15 protein-coding genes are annotated in these 16,719 nt (G+C 42.4%); 9 read left to right on the top strand and 6 right to left on the bottom strand.

Annotated features, from left to right (window positions below):
* Window positions 1–5: 5 nt before the first annotated feature.
* On the bottom strand, window positions 6–2,114 hold the full coding sequence (locus tag ACOAOT_RS01720; protein ID WP_420215370.1) for a methyl-accepting chemotaxis protein: 2,109 nt from the start codon (window positions 2,112–2,114) through the stop codon (window positions 6–8).
* Between the two features lie 87 nt (window positions 2,115–2,201).
* Here ACOAOT_RS01720 and ACOAOT_RS01725 point away from each other — a divergent pair, with 87 nt between their 5' ends.
* Complete coding sequence (locus ACOAOT_RS01725; protein ID WP_420215371.1) at window positions 2,202–2,363, top strand: hypothetical protein; 162 nt, start codon at window positions 2,202–2,204, stop codon at window positions 2,361–2,363.
* A gap of 9 nt (window positions 2,364–2,372) precedes the next feature.
* Here the strand turns inward: ACOAOT_RS01725 and ACOAOT_RS01730 are convergent, their stop codons facing one another.
* On the bottom strand, window positions 2,373–3,590 hold the full coding sequence (locus ACOAOT_RS01730) for an argininosuccinate synthase (RefSeq protein WP_420215372.1): 1,218 nt from the start codon (window positions 3,588–3,590) through the stop codon (window positions 2,373–2,375).
* A gap of 224 nt (window positions 3,591–3,814) precedes the next feature.
* Between ACOAOT_RS01730 and argC the strand changes: the two genes are divergently transcribed.
* Genes argC through ACOAOT_RS01755 form a run of 5 tightly spaced genes read left to right on the top strand, consistent with a single transcriptional unit; the run spans window position 3,815 to window position 8,730 of the window.
* Entirely contained in the window at window positions 3,815–4,855 is a 1,041-nt protein-coding gene (gene argC, locus ACOAOT_RS01735) for an N-acetyl-gamma-glutamyl-phosphate reductase (protein ID WP_420215373.1), read from the top strand.
* 36 nt (window positions 4,856–4,891) lie between these two features.
* Entirely contained in the window at window positions 4,892–5,338 is a 447-nt protein-coding gene (locus ACOAOT_RS01740) for a GNAT family N-acetyltransferase (protein ID WP_420215374.1), read from the top strand.
* 36 nt (window positions 5,339–5,374) lie between these two features.
* Window positions 5,375–6,601, top strand: a complete 1,227-nt coding sequence (gene argJ, locus ACOAOT_RS01745) for a bifunctional glutamate N-acetyltransferase/amino-acid acetyltransferase ArgJ (protein ID WP_420215375.1) — start codon at window positions 5,375–5,377, stop codon at window positions 6,599–6,601.
* A 40-nt stretch (window positions 6,602–6,641) separates the two neighbouring features.
* Window positions 6,642–7,538, top strand: coding sequence for an acetylglutamate kinase (gene argB / locus ACOAOT_RS01750; RefSeq protein ID WP_420215376.1), 897 nt, complete (start codon window positions 6,642–6,644; stop codon window positions 7,536–7,538).
* On the top strand, window positions 7,531–8,730 hold the full coding sequence (locus tag ACOAOT_RS01755) for an aspartate aminotransferase family protein (protein WP_420216635.1): 1,200 nt from the start codon (window positions 7,531–7,533) through the stop codon (window positions 8,728–8,730). The genes argB and ACOAOT_RS01755 overlap by 8 nt, the downstream gene beginning before the upstream one ends.
* Window positions 8,731–8,824: 94 nt before the next feature.
* Here ACOAOT_RS01755 and ACOAOT_RS01760 read toward each other — a convergent pair whose 3' ends face one another.
* Window positions 8,825–9,961 carry an alpha/beta hydrolase gene (locus ACOAOT_RS01760; RefSeq protein ID WP_420215377.1) on the bottom strand — a complete coding sequence of 379 codons (1,137 nt, stop codon included), beginning with the start codon at window positions 9,959–9,961 and terminating at the stop codon, window positions 8,825–8,827.
* Between the two features lie 35 nt (window positions 9,962–9,996).
* On the bottom strand, window positions 9,997–10,656 hold the full coding sequence (locus tag ACOAOT_RS01765) for a TetR/AcrR family transcriptional regulator (protein WP_420215378.1): 660 nt from the start codon (window positions 10,654–10,656) through the stop codon (window positions 9,997–9,999).
* Window positions 10,657–10,753: 97 nt separating this feature from the next.
* Here ACOAOT_RS01765 and ACOAOT_RS01770 point away from each other — a divergent pair, with 97 nt between their 5' ends.
* From ACOAOT_RS01770 to ACOAOT_RS01780, 3 genes are all read left to right on the top strand, one after another.
* Entirely contained in the window at window positions 10,754–11,758 is a 1,005-nt protein-coding gene (locus tag ACOAOT_RS01770) for an HD domain-containing protein (RefSeq protein WP_420215379.1), read from the top strand.
* A gap of 109 nt (window positions 11,759–11,867) precedes the next feature.
* Window positions 11,868–12,494: a cyclodeaminase/cyclohydrolase family protein gene (locus tag ACOAOT_RS01775; protein WP_420215380.1), complete on the top strand. Its 627-nt coding sequence runs from the start codon at window positions 11,868–11,870 to the stop codon at window positions 12,492–12,494.
* A 21-nt stretch (window positions 12,495–12,515) separates the two neighbouring features.
* Window positions 12,516–13,367, top strand: a complete 852-nt coding sequence (locus ACOAOT_RS01780; RefSeq protein ID WP_420215381.1) for a bifunctional 5,10-methylenetetrahydrofolate dehydrogenase/5,10-methenyltetrahydrofolate cyclohydrolase — start codon at window positions 12,516–12,518, stop codon at window positions 13,365–13,367.
* A gap of 80 nt (window positions 13,368–13,447) precedes the next feature.
* Here ACOAOT_RS01780 and ACOAOT_RS01785 read toward each other — a convergent pair whose 3' ends face one another.
* Together ACOAOT_RS01785 and ACOAOT_RS01790 are read right to left on the bottom strand one after the other, a co-directional pair.
* Window positions 13,448–14,875: an amino acid permease gene (locus tag ACOAOT_RS01785; RefSeq protein ID WP_420215382.1), complete on the bottom strand. Its 1,428-nt coding sequence runs from the start codon at window positions 14,873–14,875 to the stop codon at window positions 13,448–13,450.
* Window positions 14,876–14,981: 106 nt separating this feature from the next.
* Window positions 14,982–16,523: a methyltransferase domain-containing protein gene (locus ACOAOT_RS01790; RefSeq protein ID WP_420215383.1), complete on the bottom strand. Its 1,542-nt coding sequence runs from the start codon at window positions 16,521–16,523 to the stop codon at window positions 14,982–14,984.
* Window positions 16,524–16,719 lie beyond the last annotated feature (196 nt).

Raw genomic sequence — 16,719 nt, forward strand, 5'->3', positions numbered from 1 at the left:
TTCTATTAATATTTATCTGTAAAAATAGGAGTTTCTGTAATGCCTGTATTTTCTGACGATTCTGTTATATCAATTTTTTCATTTACTGGTTCACTGGCCTTTTGCTTGGAAGATCCAGTGTCATCCATCAGGGAAATCCAGCTGATTTCATCTTTCATCGCCTGAGCCTGGGCTGCCAGTTCTTCGCTGGAAGCAGAGCTTTCTTCGGCAGTGGCTGCATTGGTCTGTACCACGGAGGATACCTGGGTTAAACCGGTATTAATCTGCTGAATGGCACTTACCTGTTCTGCAGAAGAATTGCTGATTTTGTCCATGGATTGTCCCAGAAAGTCTGCTTTATCAGCCAGCCCCTTTAGGATTTCCACCGTTTCTTTTGATAAGCTTTCTCCATTTTCGACCAGGGTAGCCGACTGAGCCAGTAAAGAAGCAGTTTCACCAGCAGCTTCCGATACCTTTACAGCCAGATTACGTACTTCATCTGCAACCACAGCAAAGCCTTTTCCGGCTTCCCCGGCCCGTGCTGCTTCGATGGCAGCATTCAGAGCAAGAATGTTGGTTTGGAATGCAATATCTTCAATCACTTTCGTAATATTGGTGATTTTCTTTGAGGATTCTCCGATTTCACTCATTGCCTGGTTTAAATCCTGAATATAGGAATTGCCTTTTGTGAGTTCGATACCAGTCTGTCTGACGTATTCGCTGACCTGGGAAACAGTGACTACATTTTCCTCTGCATGATGTGCCACGCTTGTAACTGCGGCATTTAATTCTTCCACCGTAGCTGCCTGTTCTGTGGTTCCTGATGCCAAAAGCTGGGCTCCTGAAGAGATCTGGTCTGCACCGTTTGAAATCTGGTTGATTGAATTTCTGAAATTTCCAAAAATCTTATTTAAATTTAAAATAATTCCGTTAATTGAAGTTTTAAGCAAAATAAAATCTGCCTGGTACTCAGATTCTATGGTTAACGTACAATCTCCTTTCTCCACACCATCTAACACGGTTGTAGCATCATTGATAATGGAACGGAGAGAGTATACGGTATATTTCAGGGAAGCAGAAAGTGTGCCGATCTCGTCGTCTCTCTCATAAATGGGAACCTCAGAATGCAAATCTCCTTTGGTAAGAAGTTCCAGACGCTCCACCATTTTAATGATGGGATTTACAATAGGAGAGGCTATCTTTACTGCGGATATCAGAGCAAGCAGTAAAAATATCAGTGTGAAAATCAGAGTAATACCTACAGAAATATAAAAACCTTTCATAAGTTCTGCTGTTTTAGCTGACACACCAATGGACCAGCCATCTGTATTTGGGATGGGGGCGTAACCTACGGTAAGTTTCTCTCCTTTGTAATGAACGGTATCAATCCCCTTATTTCCGGATATCATATCATTTACCAAGCCTGCAACTTCTGAAAAGGAGGAATCTGTTTTTGCAGCTTCTATATAGTTTAGCTGCTGTTTCACATTGTCCGTATTCTTATGTGCAACCACAGTTCCGGTTTTATCTACCATAAATCCATAACCGGATTTACCCAGTGAAATATCCTGAATCATCTTGCTGAAGGAATCACTGGATAATCTGGCATATACAATCCCCTTGTTTTGGTCGCCCCCAATTGGAGCGGATAAGATGATCTGCATATCGCCAGTTGCTTTACTTACGATAGGGGAGGATATATAGGTTTCCCCTGCTATGGACCGTTTGAAATAATCCCGGTCGCTGATATTTACTCCGTCTGATGTTAAGCCATTTGTGTTGGCAAGAATCACGGAGTCAAATCCATATTTCTTGGCCAGCTCTGGTAATAACTTCTGTGTTTGTCCCAGTGTGCCGGCAGATTGTTCAATTCCCTTATCATTGGCAATTGCTTCAATTTTAGTTTTAAATATAAGGATGGCATTTTCAACAGAATGGCTGTATGCATTTGTGGATTCATTGATTCTTAAATCCATATTTATCATAGAGTCATTATAGATGAGAAAGGAATTGACCGTACCAAAAAGAATGGTAATGACGATTGCCAGTGAGGCAATGTTGACTTGCAGTTTACGTTTGATGGAATTGCTGCCGAGGAATTTACCTATCAGCTTTTTTTTTCGTGGGGTTTTCATTTTTTCTCTCCTGTATTGGATTTTATCAAAAATATGTAAAATTATAGAATTTGTAACCTTGGCAATTATAAATCAGCCGTCAATAAAATGTCAATTGCACTGGAGAAGAAAAACAAGATTAAACGATTTGCGGGATTTTTAATGGATTTGCGTAAAAATATTGTGAATTTTGTTCTGGATTTTGTAGTAAAAAAGAAAGCAGGCATTGCTGCCGGATCAGAGAGACCGGCTGACAATGCCTGTAATTGAAATGGCTGATTATTTTTTTTGTTCCTGCATCTTCATAGCACGAACCTTTAACGGAAGACCGAACAGAGTGATGAAGCCTTCCGCATCGTGATGATCATAGAGATCACCAGTAGTAAAGGAAGCAAGAGATTCGCTGTATAAGGAGTAAGGGGAAGTGGTTCCTGCTTTAATGATGTTGCCCTTATAAAGTTTGAACTTCACTTCTCCGGTCACATATTCCTGTGTGGAAGTAACAAATGCCTGAACTGCCTCACGAAGGGGTGTGAACCATTTACCTTCGTATACGATCTGTGCAAATTTATTACCCATGTCTTTTTTTACTTCTATGGTAGCACGGTCTAATACCAGCTCTTCCAGCTGCTGATGTGCTTCTAAGAGAATGGTTCCGCCTGGTGTTTCATAAACGCCTCTGGATTTCATGCCTACTACACGGTTTTCTACAATATCCACAATGCCGATGCCGTGCTTACCGCCAAGCTCATTTAACTTTGTGATAATATCGGAAACCTTCATGGCTTCTCCGTTTACGCTGACAGGAATGCCTTTTTCAAAGGTCATGGTTACGTACTCCCCTTCATCAGGAGCCTTTTCAGGAGAAACGCCAAGCACCAGAAGGTGATCGTAATTTGGCTCATTTGCCGGATCTTCCAGCTCTAAGCCCTCATGGCTGATGTGCCATAAATTGCGGTCACGGCTGTAGCTGTTGTTTGCTGAAAATGGGAGGTCGATTCCATGCTGTTTGCAGTATTCAATTTCATCTTCACGAGACTGCATGGTCCATACATCAGTCATACGCCATGGTGCGATGATTTTTAAATCAGGAGCAAGAGCCTTGATACCAAGTTCGAAACGGATCTGGTCGTTGCCCTTACCGGTTGCTCCGTGGCAGATGGCAGTAGCGCCTTCCTTCCTTGCGATCTCAACCAGTCTTTTCGCGATGGCAGGACGAGCCATGGAAGTACCCAGAAGATACTTATTCTCATAAACGGCATTGGCCTGTACACATGGGATAATGTAGTTATCGCAGAAGTCATCTACCAGATCTTCTATATATAATTTGGAAGCGCCGGATAATTTGGCTCTCTCCTCAAGACCATCAAGCTCATTGCCCTGTCCGCAGTCGATGCAGCAGCAAACTACATCATAATCAAAATTTTCCTTTAACCATGGAATAATGGCAGTGGTGTCAAGTCCGCCGGAATAGGCTAAAATTACTTTCTCTTTCATATATGATTCCTCCTCTATGGTTTTTGTATATTTTCTTTTTGAACTTACATAAATATACAACAAAACCAGGGAAAATGCAAGGGTAAAATGAAAAATATAAAAACATCTTGCATAATATACAAAAGAGATGTATAATTATGAAAATCCTGAAGGGAATGGTAAAACGCTCATGAATGGAGAGCGCAGAGCCGATACAAAATAGAGAATGCAAAGGAGCGATGACAATGATTAAAGCAGGAATTATAGGATCAACTGGATATGCAGGTGGTGAGCTGGCAAGACTTTTACTCCAGAGAGATGACGTGGAGATTAAGTGGTACGGGTCGAAAAGCTATGTGGACCAGAAATACGCTTCCATTTATCAGAATATGTTTGAAATCGTCAGCGCTTCCTGCATGGATGATAATATAGAAGCATTAGCAGAGATGGTGGACGTGATCTTCACAGCAACACCTCAGGGTTTTCTGGCATCTGCTTTAAATGACCGTATTTTATCACAGACTAAAGTCATTGATTTAAGTGCGGATTTCCGCATTCAGGATGTGAATATCTATGAAGAGTGGTATCAGATAAAACATCAATCTCCTCAATATATAAAGGAAGCGGTATATGGACTTCCGGAAATCAACCGGGAAAAGATTAAAAATGCAAGGCTGATAGCCAATCCGGGCTGTTACCCCACCTGTTCAGAGCTTTCCATTTATCCTCTGGTAAAAGAAGGCCTGATTGATCCTGATACAATTATTATTGATGCAAAATCAGGAACGTCCGGAGCAGGAAGAGGAGCAAAGGTTGATAATCTTTACTGTGAAGTAAATGAGAACATCAAAGCTTACGGCGTCGGTGTACACAGACACACGCCTGAGATAGAAGAGCAGCTTTCTTACGGGGCAGGAAAACCGGTAACCATCAGTTTCACACCACACCTGGTTCCCATGAACAGAGGAATTCTCATAACTGCTTATGCATCCTTAACCAGTAAGGTTTCTTATGAAGAAGTAAAGTCCGTTTACGATAAATATTATCGCAAAGAATTCTTTGTACGTGTGCTGGAAAAAGATGTGACACCTCAGACAAAATGGGTGGAAGGAAGCAATTTTGTTGATGTGAATTTCAAGATCGATCCAAGGACCAACCGCATTGTGATGATGGGAGCCATGGATAATCTGGTTAAGGGAGCCGCCGGGCAGGCAGTCCAGAACATGAATCTTTTATTCGGACTGGAGGAAAACAAGGGACTGAAGCTGATTCCCATGTTTCCCTAGATGTTGAAAGAACGAATAACCGTAAAGGAAAAAACAATGATAATACGATCAATGACAATCGATGATTATGAACAGGTATATGCACTATGGTCAGGAATTAAGGGATTCGGTATCCGGGCTGTTGATGATTCGCAGGAAGGGATCAGCCGTTTTCTTCAGAGAAATCCAGGTCTGAGTGTAGTTGCAGAAGATGAAAAAGCGATTATAGGTACTATTTTATGCGGTCATGACGGGCGCAGGGGAACGTTATACCATGTGTGCGTAGCAGAAAAATACAGAAAGCATGGAGTCGGTCGTGAAATGGTCTCGGAAGCAGTCAGCCGATTAAAAAAAGAGGGAATTAATAAAGTCAATTTAATTGCTTTTTGTAATAACCTTTTGGGAAATAATTTCTGGAAGAAGGAAAAATTCACGTTTCGTGATGATTTAAATTACTATGATTTAGCCATCAGTGAGGAAAACAATACTGATTTTGTAAGCTGACCGGACACCATGACAGGAACAGGGAGGAAAGATATTATGAAGCAGATAAGCGGAGGAGTAACAGCAGCAAAGGGATTTAAAGCTGCATCAACAGCGGCAGGCATTAAATATAAAAATAACCGGAAAGATATGGCGATGATTTACAGTGAGGTTCCATGCAAGGCAGCAGGTACATTTACTACCAATATCGTAAAAGCAGCTCCTGTCAAATGGGATAAAGAGATCGTGACCACTTCTCCCTTTGCACAGGCAGTTGTAGTAAATGCGGGAATTGCCAATGCATGTACCGGAGAAGAAGGATTTTCCTACTGCAGTCAGACGGCAAAAGCTGTTTCCCAGTGCCTTTCAATCCCGGAAGATTCCGTTCTGGTAGCTTCTACCGGTGTCATCGGAATGCAGCTTCCCATTGACCGCATCACAGCGGGAGTAAAGGCAATGTCCGTGATTCTGGACGGCAGTGAGGAGAGCGGAACCGCTGCAGCACAGGCAATTATGACTACCGATACAGTAAAAAAGGAAGTGGCCGTTCAGTTTGAGGCAGGAGGTGCTACCATCACCATCGGAGGCATGTGCAAGGGCTCCGGAATGATTCACCCTGATATGTGTACCATGTTAAGTTTTGTTACTACAGATGCAGCCATATCCAAAGAACTGCTTCAGGAAGCATTAAGGGAAGATATTAAAGATACGTACAACATGATTTCCGTTGACGGAGACACATCCACCAACGATACGGTTCTCCTTCTGGCAAATGGCATGGCCGGAAATAAAGAAATTACGGAAAAAAATGAAGATTATCAGTTATTTATCAAAGCACTTAACTTCATCAATGAAACTCTGGCCAAAAAGATGGCAGGGGACGGAGAAGGCTGTACTGCTTTATTTGAAGTAAAAATTATTGGTGCAGAAACAAAGGCGCAGGCTGTAACATTATCAAAATCGATAATTACCTCCAGTCTGACAAAAGCAGCCATTTTTGGTCATGATGCCAACTGGGGACGGATTCTTTGTGCCATGGGATATTCCAAAGCCACCTTTGATCCGGAAAAAGTAGATCTGTATTTTGAAAGCGCGGCAGGAAAGCTTCAGATCATTGAAAATGGCGTGGCACTTCCCTACAGTGAGGAAGAGGCGACTAAGATATTATCGGAGCCGGAAGTGACTGCCATTGCTGACATCAAAATGGGAAATGCATCTGCAACGGCCTGGGGCTGTGACCTGACCTTTGACTATGTGAAAATCAACGCAGATTACCGTTCATAACTATTTCAGGGCAGATCATAAGAAGGAGAGGAAACAAAAAATGATACTGGATCAGAGCATTATGCAAAAAGCCGAAGTGTTAATTGAGGCACTTCCTTATATACAGAGGTTTAACCGTAAAACGATTGTGGTAAAATACGGCGGAAGCGCCATGGTAGATGAGGAACTGAAAAAACAGGTAATTCAGGATGTAGTTCTTTTAAAGCTGGTAGGATTTAAGCCTATTATTGTTCACGGGGGCGGAAAAGAGATCAGCAGATGGGTGGAGAAAACCGGTATGGAGCCACATTTTGTCAATGGTTTACGGGTAACGGATGATGCCACTATGGAGATTGCAGAAATGGTATTAAACCGGGTGAACAAAAGCCTGGTTCAGCTTGTCAATGAGCTTGGAGTTAAGGCTGTGGGAATCAGCGGAAAAGACGGTATGATGTTAAAATGCCAGAAGCGTTATTCAAACGGAGAAGACATCGGTTTTGTAGGCGACATCACAGCGGTAGATACCCAGATCATTAACGATCTTTTGGAAAAGGATTTTCTTCCCATCATCTGTCCGGTAGGATTTGATGAGGACTTTAAAACCTATAACATCAATGCAGACGATGCGGCCTGTGCCATTGCAACAGCCATGGAGGCAGAGAAACTGGCTTTTTTGACTGATGTGGAGGGCGTTTACCGGGACTTTCAGGATAAGGATTCTTTAATCTCTGAAATGTCTATTGAAGAAGCTCAGGAGTTCGTCAGCGGAGGAACTCTTGGAGGCGGAATGCTCCCCAAACTTCAAAACTGTATTGATGCCATGAATCACGGGGTGTCCAGAGTACATATTATGGACGGAAGAATTCCCCACTGTCTGCTGCTTGAGATCTTCACCAATAAAGGAATCGGAACTGCGATCGTAAGCCCGGGAGAGGAGCGTTTTTATCATGCTGAATAAACAGGAATATATCGATAAGGCGGAATCAGAGATCTATAAGACCTATAACCGTTTTCCAGTTGTCTTTGACCATGGGGATGGAGTAAGGCTTTATGATACAGATGGAAATGAGTACCTGGATTTCTATGCCGGGATTGCAGTAAATGGTCTGGGCTATAATGATGCGGAATTTAATGAGGCAGTAAAAGCTCAGGTGGATAAACTGCTTCACATTTCCAATCTCTATTATAATGTACCGTCTGTAGAGGCAGCAGAACTGCTTTTAAAGGCATCTCAGATGGACAAAGTGTTTTTCACCAACAGCGGAACGGAAGCCATTGAGGGAGCTTTAAAAATCGCCAGAAGATACGCTTATAACAAAGACGGCGGTCATGACCATGAAATCATTGCCATGAATCATTCCTTTCACGGAAGAAGCCTTGGTGCACTTTCTGTAACTGGAAATGATCATTATCAGGAGCCGTTTAAACCCTTAATTCCCGGAATAAAGTTTGCCAATTTTAATGATCTGGAAAGTGTAAAGGCTGTTGTAAATGAAAAAACCTGCGCTATCATTATGGAAACTGTTCAGGGAGAAGGCGGGATTTATCCGGCAACCCAGGAATTTTTATCCGGAGTGAGAGAGCTTTGCGATAAAAATGATATTCTGTTAATCCTTGATGAGATTCAGTGCGGAATGGGGCGCACAGGCTCTATGTTTGCCTGGCAGCAATACGGGGTGAAACCCGATGTAATGACGGTTGCAAAGGCACTGGGGAACGGAGTTCCCATTGGGGCATTTCTGGCATCTGGGAAAGCAGCAACGGCTATGGTTCCGGGGGATCATGGAACTACATACGGAGGAAATCCGTTTGTGACTGCTGCTGCATATAAGGTTTTGGAATTGTTTGAGAAACGGGATATTGTGAATCATGTAAAGGAAATGGGAGATTACCTGACCAAAAAGCTTGAAAAGCTGAAAGATAAATATGACATTATTATAGCTAGAAGAGGACTGGGCCTCATTCAGGGGTTGGAATTTAAAGTACCGGTTTCCCCTATTATCAGTCAGGCGCTCATGGAGCAGAAGCTGGTTATAATCAGTGCAGGCACCAATATAATACGGTTTGTCCCCCCTCTGGTGATTGAAAAAGAACATGTGGACGAGATGGTGGAAAAACTGTCTGCAGTGTTGGATCAGCAAAAATATTGAATTAAGAGAAGCCGATAACTGCAAGATAAAGTTATCGGCTTTATAATAGTGGGGTTGATTCATTGAGAGGAGACTGTCAGACCTCTCAGTTATGTCACTTGCTGCTGGTCTTTTTAATCAGGTCCACTCCATCGTATTTCAGACTTTCCAGACTTAAAGCCTTGTGCAGTATATAATGATCAAAAAAGTTCTTTGTATAGTCTGTAACAATATTCCGCATCTCCATAGCATCCCGTTGTCCTCTGACTTCCTCATTAACACAGGTAAACACGATGTCGCAGTAATCCAGATGAGCAACACGGTTAACGGAGAAATAATAAGTCTCCCTGCTGTTATTAGAGCCAATAATCGCATTCATATTATAGTTAGGTTCACTAAACAGTAGTAAGAATGGTTTCGTAAGGTTGCTGTCGAGAAGTCCGAACGCACCGCTGTCCAGGCCAATCCCGCAGACGAACCGGTGGTCATCCCGGCAGACTATTGCAGTAGTAGGTCCGCCATAAGAATGTCCGACGATACCCATGCCGATGTCCAGCTCCAATCTGTCCTTAAAAATAGAATTCACTTCTCCAGAATCCAGTCTGTAAAGATAATCGGCTACATACCTTACATCCTCTGCCTGTAATTCACTAAACTCCGTTAGCCTGGAAAGGATTGGCAGTGTAAGCACGTTATGACACATCTCAATGGCAGTCTCATCATCAGGGCGCATTACCATTTTACCAGTCAATTCCTGCATTTTGGGATCCTCAGAAAATGATATTATGACATCTGAGAAATCCTTTGATATATTGAACAGGCGCCCATCTTTACGTTTATACATCGTACTATTCAGATGTCCGATGCTTACCACAACATATCCCATGCTTGCCAGGTCTGAACAGAGCACTGTCCCCCATTCTGGAGAACCGCCCCCGCCGCAGACATAGAATAACACGGGGTAGCGTTTTTCCTTTCCGGAGAGAGCAAGATCGTCGTAACACCAGGTCTTGATATCAATAGAGAAAACATCCTTTAAGGCAGTGACAAGTGGTCGTTCGTTAAACATCTTGTAAACTTCAGGAAACATATATGTTGATGTGGTCTTACCTTCGTTACTGTCGGACGGATAGTACACAAACGCCGTCAGTTCTCTTTTACAGTGATCCGATGCCGTGTACTCAAGATCCATCTGAGACCGCCCCACTGTATAGCTGCCAATTGGTTCCGGAAATACGTCGTAAGTCTTCATATTTTATTTCTCCTCCAACCTTTCATAAATCATATTTACTCTCTGTTTTTTTTGAACTCACCAACAATTTCAGAGTATTTTTGATCTTCAAGCAGTCCGTGGCCCATAAAGTCAGTAAAGTACCTGCTAATCTTATACTGCAGCTCAGAGTCCTTAATATCGAATTCCCTGAAGAACATAATCAAATTAAACTGCATTGACTCAAACATAAAAGAAATCAGATCGTCGTCAATATCGGGTCGGAGATATCCATCAACCCTCATACGCCGTAAAATATCTTTGATTAAGGGAAATGACTCGCCCTTTAGAACATTTGTATAAACTTTAAGCAGAGTATCCTCAGGAATGTTAAAAAATGTTTCAGTGAGTTTGATTTCCAACTCATTTAGTGGTTCGGTCACGATGCCGTTAACGTTACCAAATAAGCCAGTGAGAAAAAACTGGAAAAGGAAATCTTCATTACCATTATTAAAATACGCAGTTCTTTTCCTGGTCACATTCCGTATTAAGAGACAATAAAGGTCATCTTTGTCTTCAAAATACCGATAAAATGTGCCAGGATGCATGGACAAACAATCCAAGACCATCTTCATGGTTATATCTTCGTATAGATAATCAACAAAAAGATGCATAGCGCTATTTGATATTTCTTCTTGCCTTGCTTCCGTTAAACGAAAAAAAGAATTTTTAGGCATAGGATCCTCCTCCTTTATGTGAAAACCAGTGGTAAATGTTAATGTGAATTGATTCACACTATATCAGTAATATATTCTCGTGTCAAGTGATATTAAAATGCAGATAAAAAAATCATTTTTGGAACAGCAGGTTTCACCTTTTTCCGTTATAATGAATCTACCACGTGGAAAAAAAGAAAGGAAGCAGACGAAAGTGGAAGTAAATGACAGAATATCCATGGTTGCCGTTTTCATCGATAAGCACATAAAAGAGGATCTGACCATCCTGCAGCTGTCTGCCTGGGCGGGCTATTCCCCCGGCTATTTTACCAGATGTTTCAAACAAAAATTCGGGATTTCTCCCATGGAATATGTAAAACAGAGAAAGCTTTTAACCGCTGCAAAGGAGATTGCAAATGGGAGGCGGATTCTTGATTCAGCGTTGGACTACGGCTGGGAAACCCACAGTGGATTTACCAAATCCTTTACCTCTGTGTTTGGATATTCCCCCGTTTTGCTGCGGGCCTTCTACGTTCGTGATGCCTCTGTGAAAGGAGACAGACAAATAATGGAAACATATATAAAAACAACACAGGCATATAAAGAACCCCAGGAGTTATGGCAGATTCTTTGCCACACATTAAAAGAAAACAAAACAGAGTATGACAACGAAAAATTAAATAGAATCTATGAATTGGCGAAGACATTACATCAAGGAGAGAAAAGAAAATCCGGGGAGGAATATATTACCCATCCGTTAAATGTGGCAATCATTCTGGCGGATATGGGTACCGATGAAAATACTGTCAGTGCCGGACTTCTCCATGACGTGTGGAGGGAAGAATATAAGGAGAGAATCGTTCAGGAGGCAGGTTCTGCAATCGGTGAGATTTTATTATCTTACGAAGAATTTGAGCGTACCCATGAAAGTCCTGATGATCGGGGAGCTTTAGTAGCACTTTCAGACCGTCTTCATAACATGAGAACAATTGAATTTGTAGATCCGGCAACATGGAAAACCCGTGCAGAAGATACTTTACGGCTGTTTTCCCCCATTGCTTCAAAATGTGCCGATTTCAGACTGCGCTCTGAGCTTGATGAGCTTTCCATAAAGTTTCTTTAACGTAATACTCTGTCAAAAACAGGAGAAAAAAGTCATAAATCACCTTGTACTTTTTATAAAAGGCCGATATAATGGTAAAAAATAAAGCCGAAAAGAGAGGAACACATCAATGATAAAGGATCTTACAGTTTCCACATTTCTGGAAGAGCTGTCCTCAAAAAAACCAACACCAGGAGGCGGAGGTGCTGCAGCCCTTGGTGGTGCCCAGGGAGTGGCATTAGGAGAGATGGTAATTAACCTGACTCTGGGAAAAAAGAAGTATGCAGATGTGGAAGAGGAGATGCAGCTTCTTCTGGTCAAACTGGAGGAAATAAGAGCCGAATTTTTAAGACTGGCTGATGAAGATGCCAGAGTATTTGCACCTCTTGCGGCAGCCTATGGTCTCCCTTCCGGAACGGAAGAGGAAAAAAAGCATAAGGAGGAAGTATTGGAAACCCACCTTCTTGCGGCCAGCCTGGTTCCTAAAACTGTAATGGAACAGGCGGTAGAAGCAATTAAAATTATGGATATTCTGGCACACAAGGGCAGCAGGCTGGCTGTCAGTGATGTGGGTGTGGGTGTGTCATTTTTACGGACAGCACTTTTAGGCGCAAAGATGAACGTTTCCATCAATACTAAATTTATGAAACAGAGAGAAACAGCCAAGCAGCTGGATCAGGAAGCCAGTGTGCTTGCCGAAACAGGCAGGAAGCTGTCTGATGAGATCTATGCAAATGTGGAAGCTGCGTTAAAGTAAAGATAAAGGAGTTTCGGTATCGTGATAACATTAAAAGGAGCAGCGGTGTCTGCTAAAATCAAGGAAGAGGTAACTGAACTTTTACGTGAACTTGAGGGAGCGGTTCCGAAACTGGCGATTGTCAGGGTGGGAGAACGGCCCGATGACATGGCATATGAGCGTGGTGCATTAAAGAAAATGGAAAACTTTGGTTTGCAGGCAGAAAGCTTTTCCTATCCGGCGGATATATCAAATGAAGATTTCCAGGCGGAATTTAAAAAGATTAACGAGAACCCGGATATTGACGGAATTCTCCTCCTGCGCCCACTGCCTAAACAGATTAATGAACGGGACATCGAGCATATGATTGACCCTCAAAAAGACCTGGATGGAATTTCCCCTGAGAATATAGCCCGGGTATTTGCAGGAGAGAATGAGGGGTTTGCACCCTGTACTGCAGAAGCGGTTATTGAGGTGTTTAAGGCCAACGATATTTCCCTGTCTGGAAAGCGGGTATCTGTGGTTGGAAGAAGCATGGTAGTAGGCCGTCCTCTTTCCATGCTTTTGCTAAAGGAGAACGCAACAGTTACCATCTGTCATACACGGACAAAGGAAATTGAAAAAACCTGTCAGAATGCGGAAATCTTAATTGCCGCTGCCGGACAGGCAAAGATGATAGATTCTTCTTATGTTGGGGCAGATGCGGTTGTGATTGACGTAGGAATTAATGTGGATAACGAAGGGAATCTTTGCGGAGATGTGGATTTTGAATCATTAAACGGCATTGCCTCTATGGCAACCCCAGTGCCGGGAGGTGTGGGAGCCGTGACCACAGCGGTTCTTGCAAAGCATCTGGTAATGGCAGCAGAAAAACGCAGAGGCAGCAGGGCATAAGTAAATCAGATAAATTTAAAAGCGTCATAGACCGGACTGTATTTAACCGGTTTATGACGCTTTTCTTATATCTATTCCATCTATTTCTTCGGAATATCGGAATGATGAATTTCTTCCGAAAATTCTGTTAATAAACGGCGCCGTTTTGCAGTTTCTTCCTGTACACGTTTTGGAGTGGGGGCCTTTCGCTTTACCGAGGCACGCACAAATGGATAGCAGGCTGTGAAAAATGCAACCAAAGCCAGACCAGCAATAAATCCCAGAGTCTGTCCTTTTATAAATGGCATGCTGAACATAGCGATTACTAGACCTGCCAAAGTAAATAAGGAACTGTATGGGAAACCGCACAGTCTGCAGTTTCCTTCCGGTTTTCCGTTCTTTTTCCGGAAACGGATATGAGTTGCCATAAGCATAATATAAGTGAAAAGAAGTGCAAATCCTCCGGAACTGATTAAAAACAAATAAACTTCAGGAAAAATCAGACCAATATAAAGAAACAGCAGCATGGAACAACCGGAAAAAAGGATTCCACGATAAGGAACGTCGGTTCTGTCTCTTAGAAAAGCGGGTCCCAGGCCATCCTCTACCAGAGAGCGGAGCATTCTTCCAATTCCAAACATGGCGGCTACCATTGTGGATAAAATGGCACTGATTAAGATGATTGTCATGACCGTGCCCGCCCATGACATCCGAAAACTGTTTAATGCCGTAACCATGGGGCTTACCTCTTCACTTAAAGATGAGGTAGGAACCAGAAGCAGAAGCATGGAAATACAGAGAATATAAAGTGTAACCAACCATCCTACAGTCATATGAATTGCCCGGGGAACGTTTTTTTCCTTATCCTTTGTTTCACTGGCAGCAAGTCCTATAATTTCAAATCCTGCATAGGTGAACAGGACAATCAGCATGCTGCCTGCCAGACTTTTAATGCCGCCGGGCAGAAATGGTTCTGACCTTAATACCTGGAACCCCAGCGGTTTATAACCAGGAACCAGTCCAAACACAAAGAGAGCACCAAAAAGAATAAATCCCAGGATAGCAACAACTTTTACTCCTGCCAGAAGACTTTCCAGACTGCTGAGCTGGCTGGCTCCCAGAAGATTAATAAGGGTCACTCCTAAAATCAGAATTGTTCCCAAAACCGGTATGGAAACAGTGGGAAACCAGGTTCGAAACAGCAGGGAAACTGCTGTCGCTTCACTTGACATAGAGATTACCATACCGGTCCAGTAAACCCAGCCCACTACAAATCCGGCACCTTTACCTAGATATTCTGCTGCAAATGTCCGGAAGGAGCTGGAGGCAGGATTGGAGACCGTCATTTCTGAAAGTGCAAACAGGATGAAATAGACCATAACTCCGCATATCAGGTAAGAAAGTATAATCCCGGGACCAGCGGCCTTTATGGCAACGGAAGATCCGAGGAAAAAGGAACCGCCAATCACAGTTCCCAAAGCCATCATTGTTAAGTGGCCTGCAGTCAGACCATTTGTTTTCTGTTTCATAGGAAGCCTCACTTTTTGCTTTTAGTCTTATTATTTCTGTTATTGTAAAAGTTATTCGAAATAAAAAAACAAGCTGTACAATACACAGCCTGTTTTTCTGAAAATCTTATTTTTTCCTTGCCCTGATTAAATACTGGTAAGTGGTAAATGCGTCCATACCGCTGGAACTAATGGAGCACAGCTGTTCAATAAGCTTTTGCTGCTCCGGAGTAATATAGATCCGGGTGACACCAATGTCTTCAATCTGGTAACCAGTCTGGGAAAACATTCGTACAATCTCATTCTTGGTAAAGAAACGAAGATGGGTTTTATCCAGAATCCCGCTGTCTTCATAAGTCCAGTATCCGTTTAGCAGATTGCTGACAATTGAGATATGCATAATGTTTGGAATACTTGCAAGTATAGCGCCCCCCGGTTTTAAATACCGTTTCATATTCTCCAGCACAGCAGCAGGTTGATGAAGGTGCTCTAATACATCTCCGAAGATAATATAGTCAAAATATCCATCCTCATAATCCAGGGTTTCTTCCACATTTCCCTGGGTAACGGGAAAGATAAGGGAAGAAATACTCCAGGATCCTTCATCCAGCTCAATTCCATGAAGGGTTGATTTGGGGTATTTATTCTTAATGGCAAGCAGGGAGGCACCGCAGGCACAGCCTACATCCAATACATTTATAGGCGTGTCAGCAGGATCTTTGATTAATGCCAGAATATCAGGACGTGGGAACAGGGAATAATTCAACCGCACGTTCCATTTTTCATAGAAATGGTTGTAATCATACCAGCGTGCCTGATTGCTCTGTTCTAAACCAAAGGTATAAACATATCCATGATGGCATAAATAGGTGATCTTTTTTAACTTAAGAAGCTGAAAAGAAAAATCTTTTTGTGATACTTCCTGGGTAAGATAATTTTTATCAAACCCCGCCGTTTTATCAAATACATCTCTGCGTATAAGAACGGTACAGCAGGAGGGGATCAGAACCGGGTCCATTTGCTCGTCACCAGGAAGATTATGCTCATCGGCATAAACGCTTGCCCGGTCAATGGGAGTGATAAAATCGGTCAGTCCAAAAACAACCCCGTTGGTAACCCCGTTGACTGCACCTATGGATTCATCCTTATAAAGAGACATACGCAGCTGGAACAGTGCGTGAGGAAGTAAAACGGATCCTTTGCCAAGGGCTAATAAATCCTCTTGTTTTTCTGCCTGTTCACAGGCTTTATTAAATGCTGCACCCGGTGTCAGTCCCTTTACAGAAACAAGTTTTATATCCTTTTGATCTTTCAGCCATTCCGTAACTTCCATAGATACTTCTTCATCTGAAACTATTATGGTTTTAACGTCTTCTCTGCTTAAGACACATGTTTGAATAATGGCTTTCATCATATTTAAATCAGGGACAGAAGGGATTATGAGGGCCGCTTTCGGCAACTCGTCAAAATGTGACTCTTCCCAGTCTTTTATCACTTCTGTCAGCCGTTTCGTATCCTCTTCACTATTGCACAAGAACAGGCTGTGAGCGTAGCAGAGATAGGCCCGTTTCAGATTGCCATTCTGGTGATAATAATTTCCCATTTCTTCATAAGTTTTATGATTGCGGCTGTTTTTTGCAGCCTCTAGGTGTAGATCCTGAATATTCATGAAGACTCCTTTCAAGAAATCCTGATTGAATCAAATTAGCACTCTCATATCAGTATATTCTGCTGGTACATGCCGGTGTGATAAAACCTGGTTGGGACAAACAGTTAATAGAAAAAAGGAGGATGGAAATTCAAAATTCCGATAATTTGTTAAGAAAAGCTTAAGTATTGTTGAATTGAAACCAAGAGTTTTGTTT

Origin of the sequence: Lacrimispora struthionigena, from assembly GCF_048627165.1 — a bacterium.
In the GTDB taxonomy this organism is placed as follows: domain Bacteria; phylum Bacillota; class Clostridia; order Lachnospirales; family Lachnospiraceae; genus Lacrimispora.